Source organism: Sodalis glossinidius str. 'morsitans', from assembly GCF_000010085.1.
Classification (GTDB): Bacteria; Pseudomonadota; Gammaproteobacteria; order Enterobacterales; family Enterobacteriaceae; genus Sodalis; species Sodalis glossinidius.
On sequence record NC_007712.1, the window covers coordinates 2,258,866 to 2,280,768 of the forward strand.

Annotated in this window: 13 protein-coding genes, 1 tRNA gene, 1 other RNA gene and 5 pseudogenes; 8 read left to right on the forward strand and 12 right to left on the reverse strand. The window is 53.7% G+C overall.

From position 1 onward, the window contains the following. Positions 1-17: 17 nt before the first annotated feature. From SGP1_RS11970 to SGP1_RS30770, 4 genes and pseudogenes are all read right to left on the reverse strand, one after another. A pseudogene (locus SGP1_RS11970) lies at positions 18-907 on the reverse strand (Rpn family recombination-promoting nuclease/putative transposase). Positions 908-1,055: 148 nt separating this feature from the next. Continuing rightward, positions 1,056-1,454, reverse strand: coding sequence for a hypothetical protein (locus tag SGP1_RS33425; protein WP_243465997.1), 399 nt, complete (start codon positions 1,452-1,454; stop codon positions 1,056-1,058). Further along, complete coding sequence (locus tag SGP1_RS33430; protein WP_243465998.1) at positions 1,455-1,757, reverse strand: BRO-N domain-containing protein; 303 nt, start codon at positions 1,755-1,757, stop codon at positions 1,455-1,457. It abuts the gene before it with no gap. Between the two features lie 178 nt (positions 1,758-1,935). Continuing rightward, positions 1,936-2,190, reverse strand: a complete 255-nt coding sequence (locus SGP1_RS30770) for a hypothetical protein (protein ID WP_158302382.1) — start codon at positions 2,188-2,190, stop codon at positions 1,936-1,938. A gap of 53 nt (positions 2,191-2,243) precedes the next feature. On the opposite strand from SGP1_RS30770, the gene SGP1_RS11980 reads away from it, so the two are divergent. Then, positions 2,244-2,795, forward strand: coding sequence for an NAD(P)H nitroreductase (locus SGP1_RS11980; RefSeq protein ID WP_011411188.1), 552 nt, complete (start codon positions 2,244-2,246; stop codon positions 2,793-2,795). 163 nt (positions 2,796-2,958) lie between these two features. Beyond that, on the forward strand, positions 2,959-4,872 hold the full coding sequence (locus SGP1_RS11985; protein WP_011411189.1) for a DNA topoisomerase III: 1,914 nt from the start codon (positions 2,959-2,961) through the stop codon (positions 4,870-4,872). 410 nt (positions 4,873-5,282) lie between these two features. On the opposite strand, the pseudogene SGP1_RS11990 reads toward SGP1_RS11985, so the two are convergent. The 6 genes and pseudogenes from SGP1_RS11990 to SGP1_RS12010 all read right to left on the reverse strand — a co-directional run. Continuing rightward, positions 5,283-5,671, reverse strand: a pseudogene (locus SGP1_RS11990) (NUDIX domain-containing protein); the annotation flags it as partial. Next, positions 5,668-6,474: an exodeoxyribonuclease III gene (xthA, locus tag SGP1_RS11995; protein ID WP_011411191.1), complete on the reverse strand. Its 807-nt coding sequence runs from the start codon at positions 6,472-6,474 to the stop codon at positions 5,668-5,670. The pseudogene SGP1_RS11990 and the gene xthA, both read right to left, overlap by 4 nt. A gap of 124 nt (positions 6,475-6,598) precedes the next feature. After that, positions 6,599-6,726, reverse strand: a non-coding RNA gene (locus tag SGP1_RS25650) — RtT sRNA. Between the two features lie 40 nt (positions 6,727-6,766). Continuing rightward, positions 6,767-6,850, reverse strand: a tRNA-Tyr gene (locus SGP1_RS12000). Positions 6,851-7,003: 153 nt separating this feature from the next. Next, positions 7,004-7,852, reverse strand: coding sequence for a formyltetrahydrofolate deformylase (gene purU, locus SGP1_RS12005; RefSeq protein ID WP_011411192.1), 849 nt, complete (start codon positions 7,850-7,852; stop codon positions 7,004-7,006). A 69-nt stretch (positions 7,853-7,921) separates the two neighbouring features. After that, positions 7,922-8,386: a YchJ family protein gene (locus SGP1_RS12010; RefSeq protein ID WP_011411420.1), complete on the reverse strand. Its 465-nt coding sequence runs from the start codon at positions 8,384-8,386 to the stop codon at positions 7,922-7,924. Between the two features lie 460 nt (positions 8,387-8,846). On the opposite strand from SGP1_RS12010, the pseudogene rssB reads away from it, so the two are divergent. From rssB to SGP1_RS12030, 4 genes and pseudogenes are all read left to right on the forward strand, one after another. Further along, a pseudogene (gene rssB, locus SGP1_RS12015) lies at positions 8,847-9,861 on the forward strand (two-component system response regulator RssB). Positions 9,862-10,054: 193 nt separating this feature from the next. Further along, the gene (gene galU, locus SGP1_RS12020; RefSeq protein ID WP_011411422.1) at positions 10,055-10,957 is read left to right on the forward strand and encodes a UTP--glucose-1-phosphate uridylyltransferase GalU; all 903 of its coding nucleotides are present in this window, start codon (positions 10,055-10,057) and stop codon (positions 10,955-10,957) included. 49 nt (positions 10,958-11,006) lie between these two features. After that, on the forward strand, positions 11,007-12,347 hold the full coding sequence (locus SGP1_RS12025; RefSeq protein WP_011411423.1) for a UDP-glucose dehydrogenase family protein: 1,341 nt from the start codon (positions 11,007-11,009) through the stop codon (positions 12,345-12,347). A 12-nt stretch (positions 12,348-12,359) separates the two neighbouring features. Then, positions 12,360-13,367 carry an NAD-dependent epimerase gene (locus SGP1_RS12030; RefSeq protein ID WP_011411424.1) on the forward strand — a complete coding sequence of 336 codons (1,008 nt, stop codon included), beginning with the start codon at positions 12,360-12,362 and terminating at the stop codon, positions 13,365-13,367. Positions 13,368-14,673: 1,306 nt separating this feature from the next. On the opposite strand, the gene hns is transcribed toward SGP1_RS12030, so the two are convergent. Then, positions 14,674-15,081 (reverse strand): histone-like nucleoid-structuring protein H-NS, encoded by a 408-nt coding sequence (gene hns / locus SGP1_RS12035; protein ID WP_011411425.1) that lies wholly within the window; start codon positions 15,079-15,081, stop codon positions 14,674-14,676. Between the two features lie 549 nt (positions 15,082-15,630). Here hns and SGP1_RS12040 point away from each other — a divergent pair. Next, positions 15,631-16,243, forward strand: a pseudogene (locus SGP1_RS12040) (thymidine kinase). A gap of 455 nt (positions 16,244-16,698) precedes the next feature. Here the strand turns inward: SGP1_RS12040 and adhE are convergent. Next, positions 16,699-19,416 (reverse strand): bifunctional acetaldehyde-CoA/alcohol dehydrogenase, encoded by a 2,718-nt coding sequence (gene adhE / locus SGP1_RS12045; protein ID WP_011411427.1) that lies wholly within the window; start codon positions 19,414-19,416, stop codon positions 16,699-16,701. 1,185 nt (positions 19,417-20,601) lie between these two features. Here adhE and SGP1_RS27395 point away from each other — a divergent pair. Beyond that, positions 20,602-21,436, forward strand: a pseudogene (locus tag SGP1_RS27395) (IS5 family transposase). Positions 21,437-21,903: the final 467 nt, after the last annotated feature.

Below are 21,903 nucleotides of genomic sequence, written 5' to 3' on the forward strand. Positions count from 1 at the left end.
AATCAGAAGCAGAAAAACTACTGACCAGCTAAATTATCCAGCTCATAGTCGGAAAGGCCGGTAGCAATTTTGATAAGATTACGTTCAGCACCGTTAGCCAACAGCTGCCGAGCAATCTTAAGCGAGGCCAGCTTTTCACCTTCTTGCAGCCCTTCCTGCCGTAGCTGTTCTGCAATAGTCATGACATCCTCCCGATAATCCTGTGTCTGCGCTGCTATGGTCTGCAAAAACTGTCCGGTATCTGAGGTTTCGCCTCGACCTACAATATAGTACATCAGGCTACGGAATTGCTCTTTCGGTATCGCCCATAAATTGAGTAGAAGAGCGATGTCAGAGGCTAGTTCTAACATATCACGGGTCTGAATGTGTTTCTGCACCAATTCTAGCAGCGCTACCCACCGATGAAACAGTATTTCATCATCCGGCATAGCTGTAATATCAACCAGCGGGAATGCTTGCCTGTAGACTGATTCTGCCAGTTCGGGGTCAGCAAAGCAATCCAGCCATTGGGTGGTGTATGGATAGGGCGACGTGGTGCCGTGGTAGAACAGGAGCGGAATAACCACTGGCAAAGAGTTATTGCCTTGCTCAAGATGCCGCCGCATCGCGGCGACGGCGTACCTTAGCAGCCTGAACGCCATCAGCTTTCGGGCGGCTCTGATGCTCGACAAGGCAGTAGACGTAGCCATCATGGCCCGTCATGGTCTTCATACAGCATGTCCGAGCATTGGCTCTTTAGGTCGTCTTCGATGAAGCTGCCAGACTCCATAGTCAGTGTGCCGAAATCACAGCGCTTTCGCAGATGAAACGGTAGATGGATTTCCAGAAAGTCGCGAGCTACAGCAATGTCGCCGAGGAACTTTTTGAACAGAGAGTCGTGTTGGGATAGTGGAGATTTTGTCATCAGCGCAGTATACCTTGGTCCAGTTAGGGTATGCCATCGAAATCCCCGGCCCCTCAATGAGCCGGGGCGGCTGTCAGTGCCTCTGCGCGAACTGGCCGAGCTCGGACTTATGCCAGCGGGTCAGGGTATCGCTGCGCTTGAAGGCGTTGCTCTAGCTTGACTCAATGAGTAGGCTATCGATTTCACCCATCACACTATCCACATTCTCCCGCTTGCGCACCAGTTGCCGAATGGTTCGCCTTTCGGCTTCCACCATAGCAGATTGCAGACGTTCAATCACCGCCCATATAAGTTCGCATTCTCTGGCAATATGTGGGATGTGGCGGACTTCCATAGGCTGCGGTGAGGCAATGCCGGTGACTTCGCGCAGGGCGTACCATATGCCATTGCTCCATGCTTGCTTGAAGCGGAAGTTGTGGCTCATGTACCAAATCAGGCGGGCGAGGTTGGAGGTATCGTTAGCGGTGAAAAGTTCGTGGGATTCGGGTTTATAAACGGGATGCTCGTACTTGCCGGTTTTGCGGATTGAGGGAAGGACTTCACTCGTCACTCATTTGCGAAAGCGATGGGGCAGTGTGCCTTGCTTCACAGCGTCACGGCAACGTAGTACCAAGGTGAACATGCCGGATTCGGAGATTAGGCAAATGCTCTGAGCGCCCATTCCTGCCTGACTATCGGTTAAACCGATAGTCGTCTTTTCATCAGAATCTAGCTTATATAAAGCATCCGTGACATTGGCTATTTTTAGTGCTGAGCAAACGTCTGTAGCGACGAACCAAAGCTCACCGTCAACGATAGATGTACGAATTTGATTACTTTCAAAGGAGAATGGGGTTATTGATAGTGCGGTCATGATGACCTCCAACGGTGTATGAGGTTAATACTATCACCGGAGGTTCTAATCTCGTGGTGGTAGCCCAGATAGGGTTAGAACTGCCGGTACACCGCCGGTGTGCCTTTCAGCCCCACTACCTGAGCCACCATTGTATGCAGCTAGGTTGTAACATAAAAAACACGCTCGCGGCGTGTCATCATGGTCTCGGTGTAAACAGCGGGGTTCTAATCCCGACACCTGAATTTGCAGATGCAGAACGACTATAGTGCATGGTATTTCCTTCGTCAAATGTGGGGTGTTCAGCGGTCAAATTTGGTCGATTCTGGCGTAGTCGACAGGTCGAAATGAGCGATAAGTTATTGATAAAAATGTTGTGCTTTGTTGTGTTTTGCCGCATATTTTTTGAACAAATATAGCGGTCAAGATATTGATATTTATCTTTTTTATGCATATTATCTCCTCTATGATACCGTTAGCGCCATACCTTACATCAGGAGTGAACTCATGGATGCATTGGAACTGTTACTGAATCGCCGCTCGGCTTCCCGTTTGACCGATCCCGCGCCGGCCGGTGAGGCACTGGATCTGCTGCTGCGCGCAGGTATGCGCGCCCCGGACCATGGCGCTTTGCAGCCGTGGCGCTTTATTATTATCGAAGGGGAAGGCCGCACCCGGTTCAGCGAGCTGCTTGCTCAGTCGGCGATAAACGCCGGCATGGATCAGAAGGGCATCGACAAAGCGCAGCAGGCGCCGTTTCGCGCGCCGCTGATAATCGCGGTCGTGGCCTATTGCGACAGCCAAAGTAATGTGCCGCGCTGGGAGCAGGTGGTTTCCGCCGGCTGCGCGGTACACGCCATGCAAATGGCGGCACTGGCGCAGGGATTCAACGGTATCTGGCGCACCGGCGTGTGGACCTCGCAGCCGGATGTGCGCGCCGCGTTCGGCTGTCGTGAGCAAGATGAAATAATCGGGTTCCTCTATCTCGGCACGCCCCAGTTAAAGGCCAGTACCACGTTTTTGCCCCCCGATACCGACGCCTTTGTGCACCATTTCTGATTGGCCGGCGCTAACCGTAGCCTCACCTGCAACCGGCCGCGGTGCGCGGGCATAACGTCGCGATGCGTCTCGCCGCAGGCAATGAAGACGCAGCGTCGGCAGGCTTAAAATGCTATGCTGTTGCGTTCAATACGGACGCTAACGATGGGTGTACACCTCATACATGCAGTTGTTTATTGCCGAAAAACCCAGCTTGGCCCGCGCCATCGCCGATGTTTTACCAAAGCCCCACCGGCGGGGCGATGGCTACATTGCCTGCGGCCCGGATCACGTGGTGACCTGGTGTATAGGGCATTTGCTGGAGCAGGCGCAGCCTGATGTCTATGACGGTCGCTATGCCCGCTGGTCGCTGGCGGACTTGCCTATAATCCCTGAAAAGTGGCGGCTGCAGCCACGACCCTCGGTGCAAAAACAGTTAGATGTGATTAAAACGCTGCTGGCTAAGGCGGAACGCGTTATCCATGCCGGTGACCCGGATCGCGAAGGACAATTGCTGGTAGATGAGGTGCTGGACTATCTGGCGCTGGACGAAGCTAAACGCCGGGACGCTAAACGCTGTCTGGTCAATGACCTTAATCCCCAGGCGGTGAGTAAAGCGGTAAGCCGGTTGCGGGAAAACAGTGAGTTCGTGCCGTTGTGCGTGTCGGCGCTGGCGCGCGCCCGTGCCGACTGGCTGTACGGCATTAACATGACCCGTGCTTATACCCTGATCGGTCTCAATGCCGGCTATCAGGGTGTTTTGTCGGTGGGAAGGGTACAGACGCCGGTGCTGGGGCTGGTGGTCAGGCGGGATGAAGAAATTGAACATTTCATACCCAAAGCCTATTTTGAAGTCAAAGCGCATATCGTGACACCGTCACAGGAGCGTTTTATCGCCCTGTGGGTGCCGAGCGACGCGTGTGAAAGCTGGCAGGACGAAGAGGGGCGCTTGCTACATCGCCCGCTGGCGGAACATGTTGTCGCCCGTATTACCAGCCAGCCGGCGTACGTCATGCTGTATCAGGACAAGCGGGAATCGGAGGCGGCACCGCTGCCGTTCTCGCTGTCGGCGTTGCAGATCGAGGCCGCCAAACGCTTTGGCCTGAGCGCACAGCAGGTGCTTGATACCTGCCAACGGCTGTATGAAACCCATAAGCTCATCACCTATCCCCGATCTGATTGCCGCTATCTGTCGGAGGAGCATTTTGCCGGGCGTCAGGCGGTGCTGGCCGCCATTGCCGCTCATCAGCCCGCGCTGATGACGCAAGGGCAACTCAATACCGACCAGCGCAACCGCTGCTGGAACGACAAAAAAGTAGATGCCCACCACGCCATTATTCCTACCGCCCGCACCAGTCGCGCGACGCTAAACGACAGCGAGCAGAAAATTTATGCTCTGGTAGCGCGTCAGTATCTCATGCAATTCTGTGCTGACGCGGTGTTTCGCCGCTGCATTATCGAACTGGATATCGCCGGGGGCAAATTTTTCGTCCGGGCCCGTTTCCTCGCCGAGGCTGGGTGGCGCGCGCTGTTAGGGGCGAAAGAGCGGGATGAGGAAGACGAGGGCACGCCGTTGCCGGTGGTCGCAAAAGGGGATGCGCTGCTCTGCGAGTGCGGCGAGGTGGTGGCGCGTGAAACCCAGCCGCCGCGGCCGTTTACCGACGCCAGTCTGTTGTCGGCCATGACCGGCATTGCCCGTTTTGTACAAGACAAGGCGCTGAAGAAAATTCTACGCGCCACCGATGGTCTGGGTACCGAAGCGACGCGGGCCGGTATTATCGAGTTATTGTTCAAGCGCGGTTTTTTGTTCAAACAAGGTCGCTACATTCACGCCAGCGAGACCGGCCGCGGTTTGATCCATGCGTTGCCGCCGAGCGCTGCCAGTCCAGATATGACCGCTCAGTGGGAGGCGTCGTTAACGCAGATAAGCGAGAAGCAGTGCCGCTATCAAGACTTTATGCAACCCTTGACGCATACATTGCAGCAGCTTATAGAGCAGGCACGTCAGCAGCCTGCGCCCTCGTCGCTGCGGGGGCTGCCGCCGGCGAGTGAAAAGCCGGCCCTCAAGCAGGCGCGGCGTAAGCGTAAACCCCCTTAGTCACCCGCCAGCCCGCGGCCGCCGGCCGGCAGTGCGGCCTAGAGCACTTTTCATCTATTCCGGTTTTTTCGCATATAGCACTGCCTCAGTAGATAGAATTCCTAATCCACAGATGTGCCGAAATAGATGAAAACCGCTCTAGCCTTCCAAGCGGCGGAGCGAGGCCGCGCACGGGCCAAGAGGAGGCCGCGACTTGGGTGCTCAGTACACCGATAAGGCGCGTGCACGCGCGTAATGACGTGCCTACACGTATGATGTTGAGTCCGCCCTCGTGATTAAGGTTCAGTACGATCCGCAACGACCGATCTCCTCGTGCCTGGTCCCGCGCGCTTAAGCAGCGCGGCGCAGCCGAAAAGTGCTAGCGGTAGGGTGCGGCTAAATCCGCGAGCTTGTTGATGGCGCGTCGACAGGCGCGCAATCAAAGCTTGGATGAGTGGGGCATCCACCGGCGCCAGCGGCATCGTAAGCGGGCGGGCGCAAGCCACAGATATTCACTATGACAGTGTAACAGCGGCTCGCCGCTAAATTCTGTAACACGCCAGCCGTAAAGCACAATTTCTCGCACCCCGACAATATGGCGCTGACTGGCGACAAATGCGCCAATATGGGCGTTGAGGGATAATTTCTCAAACAGCTCACGCCTGAGCGCCTGGGGCTGCGTTTCCCCCGGCTCGACTTTTCCGCCGGGGAGCTCCCATAAACCCGGCTGATCGCGGTTGTCGCCGCGCCGGGCCAGCAGCAGGGCGCCGTCGCGCAGGATAAGCCCTGCTACCACACTGAGCGGTTGCGCCGTACTCACAAAGCGAAATCCGCCCACACCGGTGCGTGATCGGACGGTTTGTCCATTGCGCGGATGGTGTAATCGATGCCGGCCGCCCGGACAACTGCCGCCAGCGGCTTCGAGGCCAGCAACAGATCGATGCGCAGGCCACGGTTCTCATCAAAGCCCCGCGAGCGATAATCAAACCAGGAGTAGCGACTATCGTCGGTCGGGTTGGCCTGGCGGTAAGTGTCTACTAGTCCCCATGACAGCAAGCGCTCCATCCACGCCCGCTCCTCCGGCAGAAAGGAGCACTTACCGGTACGAAGCCAGCGTTTACGGCTCTCTTCGCCGATACCAATGTCCAGATCGGTGGGGCTGATATTCATATCTCCCATAATCAGCAGCAGGGACTCGCCGTGATGGCTTTGCTCCACATAGCCCTGTAAATCGCGGTAAAAACGCTCTTTGGCCGGAAATTTAAGCGGATGGTCACGATTTTCGCCTTGGGGAAAGTAGCCATTGACCACCGTTAACGCGCCTTTCGGGGTGAGAAAATCCGCCATGATAATTCGGCGTTGTGCCTCTGCGCCGTCGGTACTGAAACCGCGACGTATAGCCAGAGGTTTCTCGCGGCTGAGCAGCGCCACGCCGTAGTGCCCCTTCTGACCGTGGTAATAAACATGGTAACCGTGGCGCGACACTTCTTCGAGAGGAAACATATCGTCATGGACTTTGGTTTCCTGCAGACCGATAACGTCCGGTTGTAGTGTAGTGATGATGGCTTCAAGCTGATGCGGCCGGGCGCGTAACCCGTTGATATTGAAAGAAACAAACTTCATCGTTTATGCCAGGTGAGAGTATTTTGGCTGATGTTAGCAGAAACCGCTAGTCATGGAAACGTGCGTCAGTGGTCGTGCCGGTCGGTGAAGGTCGAGAGAGGTTTATCAGCATGGGGTGTAGGGAAAGGGGGGGATGAAGAATGATTCGGAGCGTTGCGCCTCACCCTGCGGGCCGATACTGCACATCGTTGTTTCGCGAGGCTCGACGCGAACCTGGGTCGAAGGTTCTCACCTTCCCCCGCGAAGCTCAGGGAAACGGTAGTGCAGCGTGTAAACGGGAGATTTATTCAGATGGTGGTGGGGAAGGATTCGAACCTTCGAAGTCTGTGACGGCAGATTTACAGTCTGCTCTCTTTGGTCGTTCGGGAACCCCACCTGAGCGAAAACATGCGATAACGCGTCAAGCGGGGCACATCATATCAAATAAAGCGCTAACGCGTGCACCCCGATTCTTTTGCCGTTTTTTTCTTCAGTCGTGTAAAATTCCGCGCGGCGACTGCAGGCTTGCCGCGCGCGGCCGGAGGCGAAATTAGAAAATCACGGTCCGGTTGCCGTAAACGAAGACCCGCTGGGCAAGCACGCGGTACAGCGCCCGGCTCAGCACATTTTTTTCGACATCCCGGCCCGCACGCATCATATCTTTCGCAGTGTAAGTATGATCGACGTGAATGACGTCCTGGATAATGATAGGGCCTTCATCCAGATTGTCGTTAACGTAGTGCGCGGTGGCGCCGATGATTTTCACCCCGCGTTCATAGGCCTGATGGTAGGGGCGTGCACCGATGAACGCCGGCAGGAATGAATGATGAATATTGATGATTTGATTGGGATAGTGACGGACAAACGCCGGCGTTAGCACGCGCATGTACTTCGCCAGCACCACATAGTCGGGTGCGAACGTGTCAATCAACGCCATCATGAGCGCATCATGCTCTTCACGGCTGAAGCCGTCGTGGCTGACCAGATGAAAGGGGATATCAAACCGCTCCGCCAGCGCCCGCAGCGTCTCGTGGTTGCCTATTACCGCGGCAATATCCACATCGAGGCCGCCATAGGTGCTTTTCATCAGCAAATCACCCAGACAGTGGGCTTCTTTCGTCACCAGCACGACGATGCGGCGCCGGCCGGCATGATTGAGTTCCCGAATCGTTCCCGCGGGCAGGACCTCGTCCAGATCCGCCAGCAGCGCGGCATCATTGAAGAGCCCCTCCAATTCGGTACGCATAAAGAAGCGGCTGGTATGATGGTCAACATACTCGTTGTTTTGCACGATATTGAGTTGATGCTTGAAGCAAATGCTGGTGATTTGCGCAATCAGGCCTTTCGCATCCGGACACAGGGTGCGTAATACTTTTCGTTGTACATTTTGCGACTGCATTGACTTGCGGATCCTGTCCTGTCTGTGAGTTTTTGCCATGAAGCGGGCCGCGAGCAAACACCGGCCGGATTATTGTTCACAACACTTTTTGTACTTAAGGCCGGAGCCGCACGGGCACGGCGCGTTTCTGCCGGGTACGATATGCCGGCCGTCGACATAATACCAGCGTTCGTTGAGGCGGACAAAGCGTGAGCGTTCATGAATAAAACCATTGCGCCGCTGACGCTCGTCGTAGAAGAGCGCCAGAAAGGTCACATAGCCGGAATCGCTATCCTGGCCGGCGGCGCATTCCTGCACCGCCAGGTCGCGCCAGCGGGTAGTACGAAAGCCGGCTGTGATCTCATCGCGCCACGCCTCGGCGACGGCTTGTGGGTGCCAGGTGGCAATCAAATAATCCCCATCCTGAATAACAAAGGCGCTGTAGCGCGACCGCATTAATTGTTCAGGCGTTGCGGGAAGGGCGTCTTTGCTAATAAACGGGGCGCAGCAATCGGCATAAAGCTTACCGCTATTGCAGGGACAAGGTGAGCGCACGGTACTCCCGGATTAGTGGCGGTGTCAAGACGTGATACGGCTGGCACATACACAAAAAAAGGTATTTTACCCGCATTGACGGCGGGAGCGACTTTTTTGCACGAATTCAGGTGAATGACTGTCCGGCTGGTGTCGCTAGGACGAGGTTTTCCCCTTAATCGGCGGTTAACCCTTGTCAAGCCGGCGCGAAAGCTCCATCATTTTGCACTGCAAAGATACAAATTTCCCTAGGGGCGACTACGCTCGTTAGAGGTGCATCGGGATTTTAACGTCGCTGGCAATAGCATCATGGCCGTTAAATGGGGTAGCAATGGGGCCGTCGGGATAGCCGGGCGTCGAGTTTTTTGACTATGTGAGCGGATGAAAAACCAGCAGCAGACTAAACAGCCCCTGTCATTACTTATCAGTAAAAGTGGTGTGTTTCAGCCACTGTCAGAGATAAGCGGAGGAAGGGGTTTCAATGGTCAAACCGTTAGCAAGAAAATTAGTTCTAATCATTGAGGATGAGGCGGTTTTTCGATCCGTGCTGAAGCAATTTCTTCTGACATTAGGGGCTGATGTTGTCGAGGCCGATCAAGGGCAGTATGCACTGGACAGGTTGGCTTCCATCCGTCCGGATCTCATCATCTGCGATCTGGAAATGCCTGAGATGAACGGTGTGACCTTTGTTGAGCGTTTTCGCGCGACCGATACCGCAACGCCAATCCTGATTGTCTCCGGCACCGATCAAATGACCGATATCGCCCGGGTTCTTCGCCTCAGGGTGCAAGACGTACTGCTTAAACCGGTGGAGGATTTCTCCTGCCTGCGTGAAACGGTACTGGGCTGCCTTTACCCTGATATGTTCACCTCCAAGGTCGACGAAGAAGAGCAACTGTTCCAGGATTGGGACGCGCTGAATCAACATCCGGGCGCTGCAGCCAAACTGCTCAAGCAACTGCAGCCGCCCGTACAGCAGCATATTGCGCAATGCCGGGTCAATTATCGCTAGTTGACCATGGCGGAACAGCCGGGTCTGGTGCTGGATATCGCCGCACTCTCCGATCACGATTTGGCCTTTTACTGCCTTGATGTCACGTGCGCGGAAGAAAAAGGCGTATTGGCAGCGTTGTTGTTGCGTGCGTTGTTCAACGGTTTATTACAGGCGCATCTGGCCAATCGCGCGCACCGGTTGCCGGAATTATCCACCTTGTTGAAACAGGTGAATCAACTTTTGCGTAAAGCGAATCTCGAAGGACAATTTCTTTTATTAGTAGGCTATTATCATCGCGTAATGAATAATTTAATTTTGGTTTCAGCCGGCCTCAACGCGATGCTCAACACCAATAATCAGCAAATCCAGCTAAATAGCGGCGTACTGCTTGGCTCAATGGGGAATGCCTACCTGAATCAGGTCAGCCAACACTGCACTGCCTGGCAGTGCAGGGGTCTGGGGCGCCGGCAGCCGTCTGCGGCTGATGCTCAACACCGATTGACGTGCGAATGCACGTCGACTTTCGTATAGAGAATAATCAAGTTAATACCTTTTAACTCTCACTATTGGGTAATTGTCCTATTTTAGACTGAACGCCCATTATTCCACGGGTTTCCCATGCCGAAACTGATATAATCGAAAAGTTAAACATATTATAGAGATAAAATTTTATCTTCACGAAAGAGAGGTGGTTCATGTCTGCTATTACGACCAAAGTGAAAAAAGCAGTAATCCCGGTGGCGGGACTGGGTACACGAATGTTGCCGGCAACCAAAGCTATCCCGAAGGAAATGCTTCCCCTGGTGGATAAGCCTCTGATTCAGTATGTGGTGAATGAATGTATCGCCGCGGGCATCAATGAGATTATCCTGGTGACCCACTCCTCCAAAAATTCCATTGAAAACCATTTCGATACCAGCTTTGAGCTGGAAGCCATGCTGGAAAAACGCGTCAAGCGGCAGCTGTTGGCGGAGATTCAGGCGATTTGCCCGCCGTATGTCACCATCATGCAGGTTCGTCAGGGGCTGGCCAAAGGGCTGGGGCACGCGGTATTGTGCGCGCATCCGCTGGTGGGTGACGAGCCGGTTGCGGTGATTTTGCCCGACGTGATTATCGATGAATATGAATCAAACCTGAAGACCGAGAATTTGGCGGCGATGCTAAAACGCTTTGAAGATACTGGCCGTAGCCAGATTCTGGTCGAGCCCGTGGAAGATGTCACCAGCTACGGCGTGGTCGATTGCCAGGGTAAAACTCTTAACCCGGGCGAAAGCGTAGAGATGGTAGGCGTGGTTGAAAAACCGTCTGCGGAAGAAGCGCCGTCGAATTTGTCCGTGGTGGGCCGCTATGTCCTTTCCGCCTATATCTGGGCGCTGTTGGAAAAAACCCCGCCGGGAGCCGGTAATGAAATCCAGCTGACCGATGCCATTGCGATGCTGATGGATAAAGAAAGCGTAGAAGCCTACCACCTGATGGGGCTGAACCATGACTGCGGCAACAAATTGGGTTATATGCAGGCGTTCGTGGAATACGGCCTGCGTCATGAAAGTCTTGGCAAAGAGTTCAAAACGTGGTTAAAAGACGCCATTACACAATAAAGCGCTGAAGTTTTTGGCTATACATTGACACAGACCAGGATCTACCAACATGAAAGTAACGGTTTTTGGTATCGGCTATGTCGGCTTGGTGCAGGCTGCGGTATTGGCCGAAGTGGGGCATGACGTGCTGTGCGTCGACGTGGATGAGCGCAAGGTCGAGAATCTGAAAAAAGGCGTGATTCCCATTTATGAACCGGGGCTGACGCCGCTGGTACAGCAGAATTATGAAGCCGGCCGGCTGAAATTTATCACGGACGCGCAGGCCGGCGTCAATCATGGGGTTATGCAGTTTATTGCGGTGGGCACGCCGCCTGACGAAGACGGCTCGGCAGACTTGAAATATGTCACCGCCGTGGCGCGCGCCATTGCCCAACATATGCAGGATCACAAAGTGGTCCTGGATAAGTCCACCGTGCCGGTCGGTACCGCGGATAAAGTCCGCGCCGTGATGCAGGAAACGCTGCAAAGCCGTAATAGCAGCCTGACCTTCGATGTCGTATCCAATCCCGAATTTCTGAAGGAAGGGGCCGCGGTGGCAGACTGCATGCGCCCTGAGCGCATTGTGGTCGGCACCGACAACGAGGATGTGGTGGACTTGCTTCATGAGCTGTATGAGCCGTTCAACCGCAATCACGACCGGATGATCTTCATGGATATCCGCAGCGCCGAGCTGACGAAATATGCCGCCAATTGTATGCTGGCAACCAAAATCAGCTTCATGAATGAAATGTCCAACCTGGCGGAGCTGTTGGGCGCGGACGTGGAGAAAGTGCGCCAAGGTATCGGTTCCGACTCGCGTATTGGCTACAGCTTTATCTATCCGGGCTGTGGGTATGGCGGCTCCTGCTTCCCGAAAGACGTGCAGGCACTGATCCGTACCGCCGAGCAGATAGGTTACCAGCCCAAGCTGCTGCAGGCGGTAGAAGACGTCAACTACAAGCAGAAAGACAAACTGCCTGCTTTCATCCGCCGTCATTTCGGCGACGATCTGAGCGGCAAAACCTTTGCGTTGTGGGGGCTGTCGTTCAAACCCAACACCGACGATATGCGCGAAGCGTCAAGCCGGGTGTTGATGGAAGCGCTATGGGCAGCGGGGGCGACCATTCAGGCTTTCGATCCGGAAGCGATGAATGAAACCCAGTGCATTTATGGCCATCGTGACGATCTGCAACTGATGAGCACCAAAGAAGCTGCCTTGCGTGGCGCCGATGCCCTGGTTATCTGCACAGAATGGCAGAACTTCCGCGCTCCGGATTTCGATGTCATTAAATCGGCGCTTAAACAGCCCGTTATCTTTGATGGCCGTAACTTGTACGATCCGGAACGCCTCGCCAATCGCGGTTTTGTCTATTATGGCATCGGCCGCGGTGCGTCGCTTGCCTCTCATTGATAAGAGACCGCGATGAAATTTCTGGTCACCGGCGCCGCCGGTTTTATCGGCTATCATGTCAGCGGGCGTTTGCTCGCTGACGGTCATCAGGTGGTCGGCATCGACAACCTGAGCGATTATTATGATGTGTCGCTGAAGCAAGCGCGTCTTGACGGCCTGCAGGCCGTCAAGACTTTCCGCTTTCAAAAGCTGGATTTGGCAGACCAGCAGGGCATCGCCAGCCTGTTTGCCAGCGAACGCTTCACGCGGGTGATCCACCTCGGCGCACAGGCCGGGGTACGTTATTCGCTGGAGAACCCGCTGGCCTATGGCGACGCTAACCTTATCGGTCATCTCAATATTCTTGAGGGATGCCGGCACAATCAGGTGCAGCACCTGCTGTATGCCTCCTCCAGTTCGGTCTATGGTCTCAACCGCAAGTTGCCTTTCTCGATGGATGATACTGTCGACCATCCGGTATCGCTGTATGCGGCTACCAAAAAAGCCAACGAGCTGATGGCGCATACCTATGCGCACCTGTACCAGTTGCCTACCACCGGCCTGCGCTTTTTTACCGTCTACGGCCCGTGGGGGCGTCCGGATATGGCCTTGTTCAAGTTCACCCGGGCGATGCTCAACGGTGAACGTATCGATGTCTATAACGGCGGTGAAATGCTGCGCGATTTCACGTATATCGACGATATCGTGGAAGCGATCGTGCGCCTGCAGGACGTGATTCCGGTGCCGGATGCCGGCTGGACGGTAGAAACCGGTTCACCGGCGGCGAGCTCCGCGCCTTACCGCGTCTATAATATCGGTAACAGTCAGCCGGTAAAGCTGATGGACTATATTGAGGCGCTGGAAGACGCGCTCGGCATTCAAGCCGAGAAAAACCTTCTGCCGATGCAGCCCGGTGATGTGTTGGAAACCAGCGCGGATACGCAGGAGTTGTATCGCGCGATTGGCTTCAAACCGCAGACGCCGGTGACGGAAGGGGTGAAACGTTTCGTGAAGTGGTATCGCGATTATTACCAGCGTTAATGTATTGCCCTATCAGCAGAGATAACAGCGGCCCGTTGGACGCTTTTTTTGCCAGGAGTAAAGGGGCCCGGGCATCGTGCAGGAGGCACTGGCACCCTGTTGCGCTGCGCTAGAGTACTTATTATGCGCAGAGGACCGCCAGGGTGGCATTTCTGCAAGGCGCTTAGGTTCCTGCATTTTTGCGTCCACACCGGGGAGGCCCTAAACGAGGCCCGTCAAGCGCCAGAGTGGCCGGTGACGCCGCAGCAGAGCGCCGGTAAGGGTTACGGGTCGATACAAAAGCCGGTCCTTTACAGCCCCTTGCAGTCGGTGAGGACATGGAATAGGAAACGTTATCCGGCAGTGAATACGGCGGTGCGGCGGTAACGGTGTGAACGTGGGCTCTCCACGTTTGCGGTCACGCCCGTCTTTGTCGCGGATATTCCGCTCCGACGGCTCATCTCCCGACGAGAATAAGGCGGAGCGAAAAAAGTCCCAGCACGCACGCTGGATTCTGCAGCGCAAAAACGGCGATTTTCCATTATTCTTTTGGCTATTGACCAAATGCTGGGGCGGAGGGCAAAGAAGGAAATATGGCTCGCGCGTAGGCACCTCTTGTTTGCGCAACGCGCGGATTGCCGGAGTATAACGGGATGGGGAAGATTCACTCGATAATATACACGCAGGTTAACGAATATATTCACTGGATGAAAAAGCTATCAATAATGCGGCATAACGCACATTTTGGCAGCAGTATAACCCTATTTTGGTCTTGAAATTTGCCGCCTTCTTTACTGCCTTTTGCAATATACTGCAAGAAAAAAGGGCATACGCTTACCGTCAACGATAGAAATCACTGTAGGTGAAATATTTCTTGAACATGAAATGTCCTCTAATCAAACTGGGTTCCGGGTAACGGCTTTTTAACTCATTGGTAAATTAGCGGACAGAAGTGCATCGATTTGTCACAATGGAATAGCGCCAACCCCTCCCGCGAGTATGCGAATGTGAAGATTATGTTGAATTATAACGGCACAATGGCGGTGCTAGCGTAAAACGCCGGGGGTTATCCCCACGCTCACCGCCGCTCGCCAGTTAATTATTCTGTTCATAATTTACTCATTATAAGGTTTGTCTGCTGATTATTAAATGGCATTGCGGCGCAGATCGCGGTGGAATAGACTTTCGCTTAGCCAAAGCGTGTTGCAACAGAAAGGGGAATTGATCAACGGATAGGGCGTTTGTCGCCGTCGCCGCCGCCGCCGGTGGCACATAAAAAAAACCGCTGCGGGCAGCGGGTTTTTTGTAACCTGGATCAAGCAGGCGATTATAGCAGGAAATCTTCCAGTGCTTTGCCTTCTTCATCAATCGCTTTTTTGATTACCGCAGGGGTACGGCCTTGACCGGTCCAGGTTTTAACGTCGCCGTTTTCGTCGGTGTACTGATATTTCGCCGGACGAGCGGCACGCTTGGTTTTACCAGCGGATTTGGAGGAACTCATCGACTGCAGCAATTCGTTCGGGTCGATTCCATCGGCAATCAACATTTCACGGTATTGTTGTAATTTACGCGTATGCTCTTCAATTTCAGCCTGGGCTTGACTATCTTCCTCACGGCGTTCATTGACAACGACCTCCAGTTTCTCCAGCATTTCTTCAAGAGTTTCCAGAGTGCATTCTCTGGCCTGTGCGCGCAGAGTACGGATGTTGTTAAGAATCTTTAGTGCTTCGCTCATTGACTTAATCTCAAATATTATAAAGGGGGCGTCCCAGTAATAATAGAGCGCTAGTTTCTTTTCTGCAATACCCAGATTGTGATTAATCAAAAATATTCTTTATAAATGCTCATGAACCCGCAACTGTAAATATATTGTGTTCGCCAGGCGAGGCAAAATTGATTCATCAGGTTCCGTTTTTCCTTCAGGACGCCTTATGAGTGCATAATGCACTGCTGATTTCATTATAAGGAAGGTTTATATCACCGCGCCCGCGGAGGGGGTTATAACCGCTGTAGACCTTACCTGAGGCTGAAAAATAAAAGCTTTCCAGCATAATCTCCTGCGATTTTTATATCATCTGCGGTGGGACAGATGCCCGGCTTACTCGCGCGTCATCGCGATAAATGTCGCCCGCTGGTGTGCTAATGCCCATTGCGCGCGGCTTTGGCGTTCAAAAACTATAACCCGGACGCCGTTGGCGAAGGATGCGCATTTTTTATTGTTTGTGGAAGCAAGTTATTGTCTCGAGCGCTTACCGCCGCCGCTGGCTGGCGGAGTGCCGGGTGGATGGCGCAACTCTATTTTTATTATTCTGCAATGAATGCCGGAAAGACAACCTCGCTGCTGCAGTCCTCCTATAATTATCAAGAACGCGGCATGCGTACGCTCGTGTTCACGGCAGAAATCGACGATCGTTACGCCCGCGGGCAGGTTCATTCGCGTATCGGGTTGTCTTCGCCTGCGGAAGTGTTTTTTGCCCAAAATGATATGTATGTGGCTGTGGCGGCCGCGCACAAAAAGCAGACCGTACATTGCGTGCTGGTGGATGAATGTCACTTTCTGAGCCGTGAACAGGTTGCCGGATTATGTGCCGTAGTAGATAAGCTGACTATTCCGGTGCTATGGACAGCGCACCGATTTTCGCGCTGAGCCGTTTGCCGGGAGTTTGTGGCTGCTCGCCTGGGCAGACAAACTGGTGGAATTGAAAACCGTTTGCTACTGCGGTCGCAAGGCCAACCGTGTGCTGCGTATCGATGAGCAGGGTAAAGCTGTTCACGATGGGCAACAAGTGGTGATTGGCGGTAATGATCGCTATGTGTCGGTCTGCCGCAAGCATTTCACCGCGGCGCTGACGCGTTCGGCACCGGGGCAGGGAATGAACATCCTGCCTCCGGCATAGCGAGAATCGTTGTAACGTAAAAAAGCCTCCTGTGCAAAGCCTGCCGCGGGCGCGCTTCTCCGCCCGTAGCGGGTATCTTACCTCCTGCGGCGCATACGCGTCCTACCGTACCGCTCGGTCGCCATGCGGCGCTGAGCGCCTCCTGTCATCGTTCTGAAGCTAATTGTCAATTGTCTACCCTAATATCAAAGGACGTGTTAGCGTGGCATTAGCCAGTTGCGGCACGGTCGGCGCCTCAATCATTGGCGGGCGTGGCGAGGTCGGCAGCGTCGCTGGCGCCTGTGATGCAGCGCTAGCGGGCCGTGGACGGATAATGCGCGGAGAAGTTAGCCTTGGCGTGAACGGATAAAAAACGCCCCGGAGGACGTCACTCCCGACGGGGCGTTTTAGGGCCATGATGACCCTTCGGCAAACTCAGTGACCTGCGGCGGAGTAGTTACCTGGGGCGCAGACCGTCAACTGGTCACTTTCTCGGCTTTCTTTTCGCTTTTGGGCGCCTGAACGCTCGCTTTAACGTCCCCGACCGGGGCAGGTGCGGTGGCAGCCTCTACGGCATTGTCAAAGGGTTCGACAAACTTGCGGCCGTAGTAAGTATCCAGCAGAATTTGCTTCAATTCGGCAATCAGCGGATAGCGCGGGTTGGCACTGGTACACTGATCGTCGAAGGCGTCTTCCGACAGTTTATCCACTTTGGCCAGGAAGTCCGCCTCCTGCACTCCGGCCTTACGGATGGAGGTCGGGATACCCAGCTCCAGCTTGATCTCATCCAGCCACTGCAGCAGCTTTTCAATCTTCTGCGCGGTGCGGTCGCCCGCGGCGCTGAGTCCCAGATGATCCGCGATTTCAGCGTAGCGACGACGGGCCTGCGGGCGGTCGTACTGGCTGAAGGCCGCCTGTTTGGTCGGATTGTCGTTGGCGTTGTAGCGAATGACGTTGCTTACCAGCATGGCATTGGCCAGGCCATGAGGAATGTGGAATTCCGAGCCCAGTTTATGGGCCATGGAGTGACATACCCCAAGGAAGGCGTTGGCGAAGGCGATACCGGCAATGGTCGCCGCATTGTGCACGCGTTCACGCGCAACCGGGTTTTTGGTGCCATCGTGGTAGCTGGCGGGCAGATACTCTTTCAACAATTTCAACGCCTGCAGGGCCTGGCCGTCGGAGAACTCGGTCGCCATAATGGAAACATAGGCTTCCAGCGCGTGGGTCACCGCATCCAGCCCGCCAAAGGCGCACAGGGATTTCGGCATGTTCATCACCAGATTGGCGTCGACAATTGCCATATCCGGTACCAGAGCATAGTCCGCCAGCGGGTATTTCTGACCGGTGGCATCGTCGGTTACTACCGCGAACGGGGTGACTTCAGAACCGGTACCGGAGGTGGTGGTAATGGCGATCATCTTCGCCTTCACTCCCATTTTCGGGAACTTGTAAATACGTTTACGGATATCCATAAAGCGTAGCGCCAGCTCTTCAAAATGGGTTTCAGGATGTTCATACATCACCCACATGATTTTGGCGGCATCCATCGGCGAACCACCGCCCAGGGCGATGATGGTGTCCGGCTTGAAGGAGTTCATTTGCATCGCGCCTTTACGCACGATGCTTAAGGTCGGATCCGCTTCAACTTCAAAGAAGACTTCGGTTTCGATACCGTGTTTTTTCAGCACCGAGGTTATCTGATCGGCGTAGCGATTATTGAACAGGTAACGGTCGGTGACGATGAAGGCGCGTTTGGCGCCGTCGCTGGCCACTTCTTCAAGCGCAATCGGCAGGGAACCGCGACGGAAATAGATGGATTTGGGAAGCTTATGCCACATCATATTTTCAGCTCGCTTAGCGACGGTTTTGGTATTGATGAGGTGTTTGGGGCCAACGTTTTCAGAAATCGAGTTGCCGCCCCAGGAACCACATCCTAGCGTCAGCGACGGCGCCAGCTTGAAGTTATACAGATCGCCGATGCCGCCCTGTGAAGCCGGGGTATTGATAAGAATACGCGCGGTTTTCATCTTGTCGCCAAAGAACTTGACGCGTTCGCCCTGGTTGTCCTGATTGGTATAGAGACAGGAGGTATGACCGATGCCGCCCATGGCCACCAATTTTTCTGCGATGTCCACAGCGTCCTCGAAATCCCGTGCGCGATACATCGCCAGGGTCGGCGACAGTTTTTCGTGTGCAAAGGGTTCAGACTCGTCCACTTTGCTGACTTCGCCAATCAGGACTTTAGTATTGCCGGGAACGAGCAGGCCGGCCATTTCGGCGATCTTCGCTGCTGGCTGGCCGACAATGGCCGCATTCAGGCCGCCATTTTTCAGGATGATATCTGAAACCGCTTTCAGTTCCTGGCCGCGCAACATGCAACCGCCGTGGCTGGCGAAACGTTCACGCACCTGATCATACAGCGCATCAACAACGACCACGGATTGTTCTGAGGCGCAAATGACACCGTTATCGAAGGTTTTCGACATCAGAATGGAGGCGACCACGCGTTTGATATCCGCGGTTTCATCCACCACGACCGGGGTGTTGCCGGCGCCGACGCCGATGGCGGGTTTACCGGAACTGTAAGCGGCTTTCACCATGCCTGGCCCGCCGGTGGCGAGGATCAGGTTGATATCAGGATGATGCATTAATTGATTGGACAGCTCCACCGACGGCTCGTCGATCCAGCCGATAATGTCCCGCGGCGCGCCGGCGGCGATAGCGGCCTGTAGCACAATATCGGCCGCTTTGTTGGTGGCGTTCTTGGCGCGAGGATGCGGCGAGAAGATAATCCCGTTTCGGGTTTTCAGGCTAATAAGCGCTTTGAAGATGGCGGTAGACGTGGGGTTGGTCGTGGGCACGATACCGCAGATAAGGCCAATCGGCTCAGCGATGGAGATGGTACCAAAGGTGTCATCCTCGGCCAGGATGCCGCAGGTTTTTTCATCTTTGTAGGCGTTGTATATGTATTCAGAAGCAAAGTGGTTCTTGATGACTTTGTCTTCCACGATACCCATGCCGGATTCGGCTACCGCCATTTTGGCTAGGGGGATACGGGCATCTGCCGCGGCCAGGGCGGCCGCGCGGAAAATCTTGTCCACCTGCTCCTGGGTAAAATTGGCGTATTCGCGCTGTGCTTTTCTCACCTGTGCAACTAAGGTATTGAGTTCAGCGACATTAGTAACAGCCATATTGCTCTCCTAATAAAGTTAAAAATTGCGATTAATCTGTTAAACCATTTAAGTAAAGAGCCCAGTGTTGACAATTATATGACCGATTTGCTCATTCGTCGTTCATTTGGCTCGTTGCTTTGTGACCTTTTGGGCCATGGCGTTTTACTTAACCAGTCTTCAGATCGCCATCATTAACATCTCATTGTTCACCTCGCCAGTCCTTTATTCCTCTTATCGCCTTCCTTAATGCAAAGCTTACGGTGTATCGGAGGATAAATATGTGATAAATATCAATAAAAATGCAAGCTGATACCTTTCATCTTCAACAAAAAAACGCTTTGCTACTCGTGAGATACGTTTGACAAACAGAGTTCACATAAAGGTTAATAAGCCTAACATAACAGCAACAACTTGACGACTCGACGGGAGTTATAAAGCCCTGCAATAGGCAGGGTAAAGAGGACAAAAATGGCGCTAATTAAGGCTATAAGAGAAACGTAACCTTATTTGCCAGCATATTCCAGCGCAGAGACCGCGCTATTGACCAACAATCGAACCGACAAGGGCAACGACTAGCGCCCCAGAAGGCATATATTCGCGTTGCCAGCCGACGCAGGGAATAGATTATTTTCCCTCAGCCTTAAGCTATGCATTAAAATTATTTACGTTGTGCGTATCGATGACGGTCCCGAGGGGCCAAGGAAAAGAGAATAGCTGATAGCAATACGGACAACCTATCCGTCTGTGGCCTTGCGCGCACGCAACGCAGTGCACGACATCAGCGTCATAGGCGGAGCAGGGTGGATAAAGCGCGCCAGGGGGAGACACTGACGTTGGCGGCGGCGCACAATCATGCGGCGTGCTCCAGGTTAACGAACGTGTCGCCCTCGCATCGCTACCCGCGTTGTCAGCCCAAAAGGCGCGGTCGGGATCTTGAGTCCTTAACACCCTTGTGATGGGGCATATAACAGACCGCCAGGCAGAGGCGGTCGGAATGCGCCAGTGATCGTCGAACGGGCAGCCTACTGCGGCCGTAAACCACGGGTGGTCCTCCGGCCGTAAGCGGATGATGGGGCGCGTGGCATATTATATTGTGCCCAGGGAAAAGCCTCAAAATAAGGCATATTGCACTATGACGAGGCTTTGTTGAATAAATATAACGTTTAGGTGATCGTCTGCTCAGATCACTACCGTCATTTCAACATCTGTACTCCATGGCAAAGCAAAATTAAAATAACCAACTGGTCCACTTACAACAAAGCTCTCAAGCAGCGCGAGGCTCTGACGATATGGCTGGATGAGTCGGCAATTGTTGCATGGACGGAAAAAACAACGCCTGAACGGCGTGGCCGGCCGCTTCACTACGCAGATATGGCTATCACCACTGTTCTGATGATGAAACGCGTGTTTGGCCTTTCGTTAAGGGCTTTACAGGGCTTCGTTGACACCATTTTTAAACTGATGGTGCTGCCGCTAAGATGCCCAGACTACTCGCTGATCAGCAAGCGAGCAAAGACAGTTAAGATCAGCATAAAAACGCCGACCCGTGGTGAAATCTCACCTCTAGTCATAGACAGTGTAACGCGCATGAGATTATCTGTGCTGACTTATCGCTCAGCGGTACGACGGATGCTCAGGCCCTACCCGCTCTGATAAACCAGACCCAGCGGAAAATCAGGGAAGCGTCGGCTGATGGCGCTTACGATACCCGCTCTGTCATGATGCTCTGCTGAGGAAGAAAATAAGGCCTCTTATTCCTCCACGAGGTGGGGAGCAATATTGGCCGGACCGATACCATGAGCGTAACTACGCCGTTGCGAATCAGCGTCTAAGCGGCAGTAACGATGTATGGAAAAAGCAAGTGGGCTATCATCGACGCTCAGTGGCTGAAACAGCGATATTCCGGTTCAAAACGCTTATGGGCGATCATCTAAGTCTGCGTGACTATGATGCGCAGGTAGGTGAGGCAATGGCGATGGTCAAAGCGCTTAACAAAATGACGCTGTTAGGAATGCCGAACAGCATCCGGATCGCATAACAATCGATCTGCTAGGGGGGCGTAGTCACAAGTTCTGATTTATTCAATAAAGCCCTATGACGAGTCAATCGCGCACTCTTTATGCGGCAGGGCGAGGTCAAAGGACTTCAGCGTGGTTCGAGGGCAGAAAAAACTTTTTACGATATATCAGCCATATATCAGTAGTGCCTTTACGGTAGGTTTTTTTTAACCGTTCACGTTCAAGGGACTTGTCACAATGCAACCCAGATGTTATTAGTGTTATTTATCTTATCATTATCAAATTATTATAATTACTTTGTACATATTGACCTTATGTGTTTTTGCTACCCTCGGGATAACTTAATTATTTGATATACGGTCCAATGCAGTTGAAATCACAATGACAAAAGCTACGCACAGCGCTAAGGCGGGTTTGAGCCTGTCGCAGCAACTTTTTTTTACGGCGACGCGACGCCTTGTTTAACATGCCTGGGTTAATACCGAAT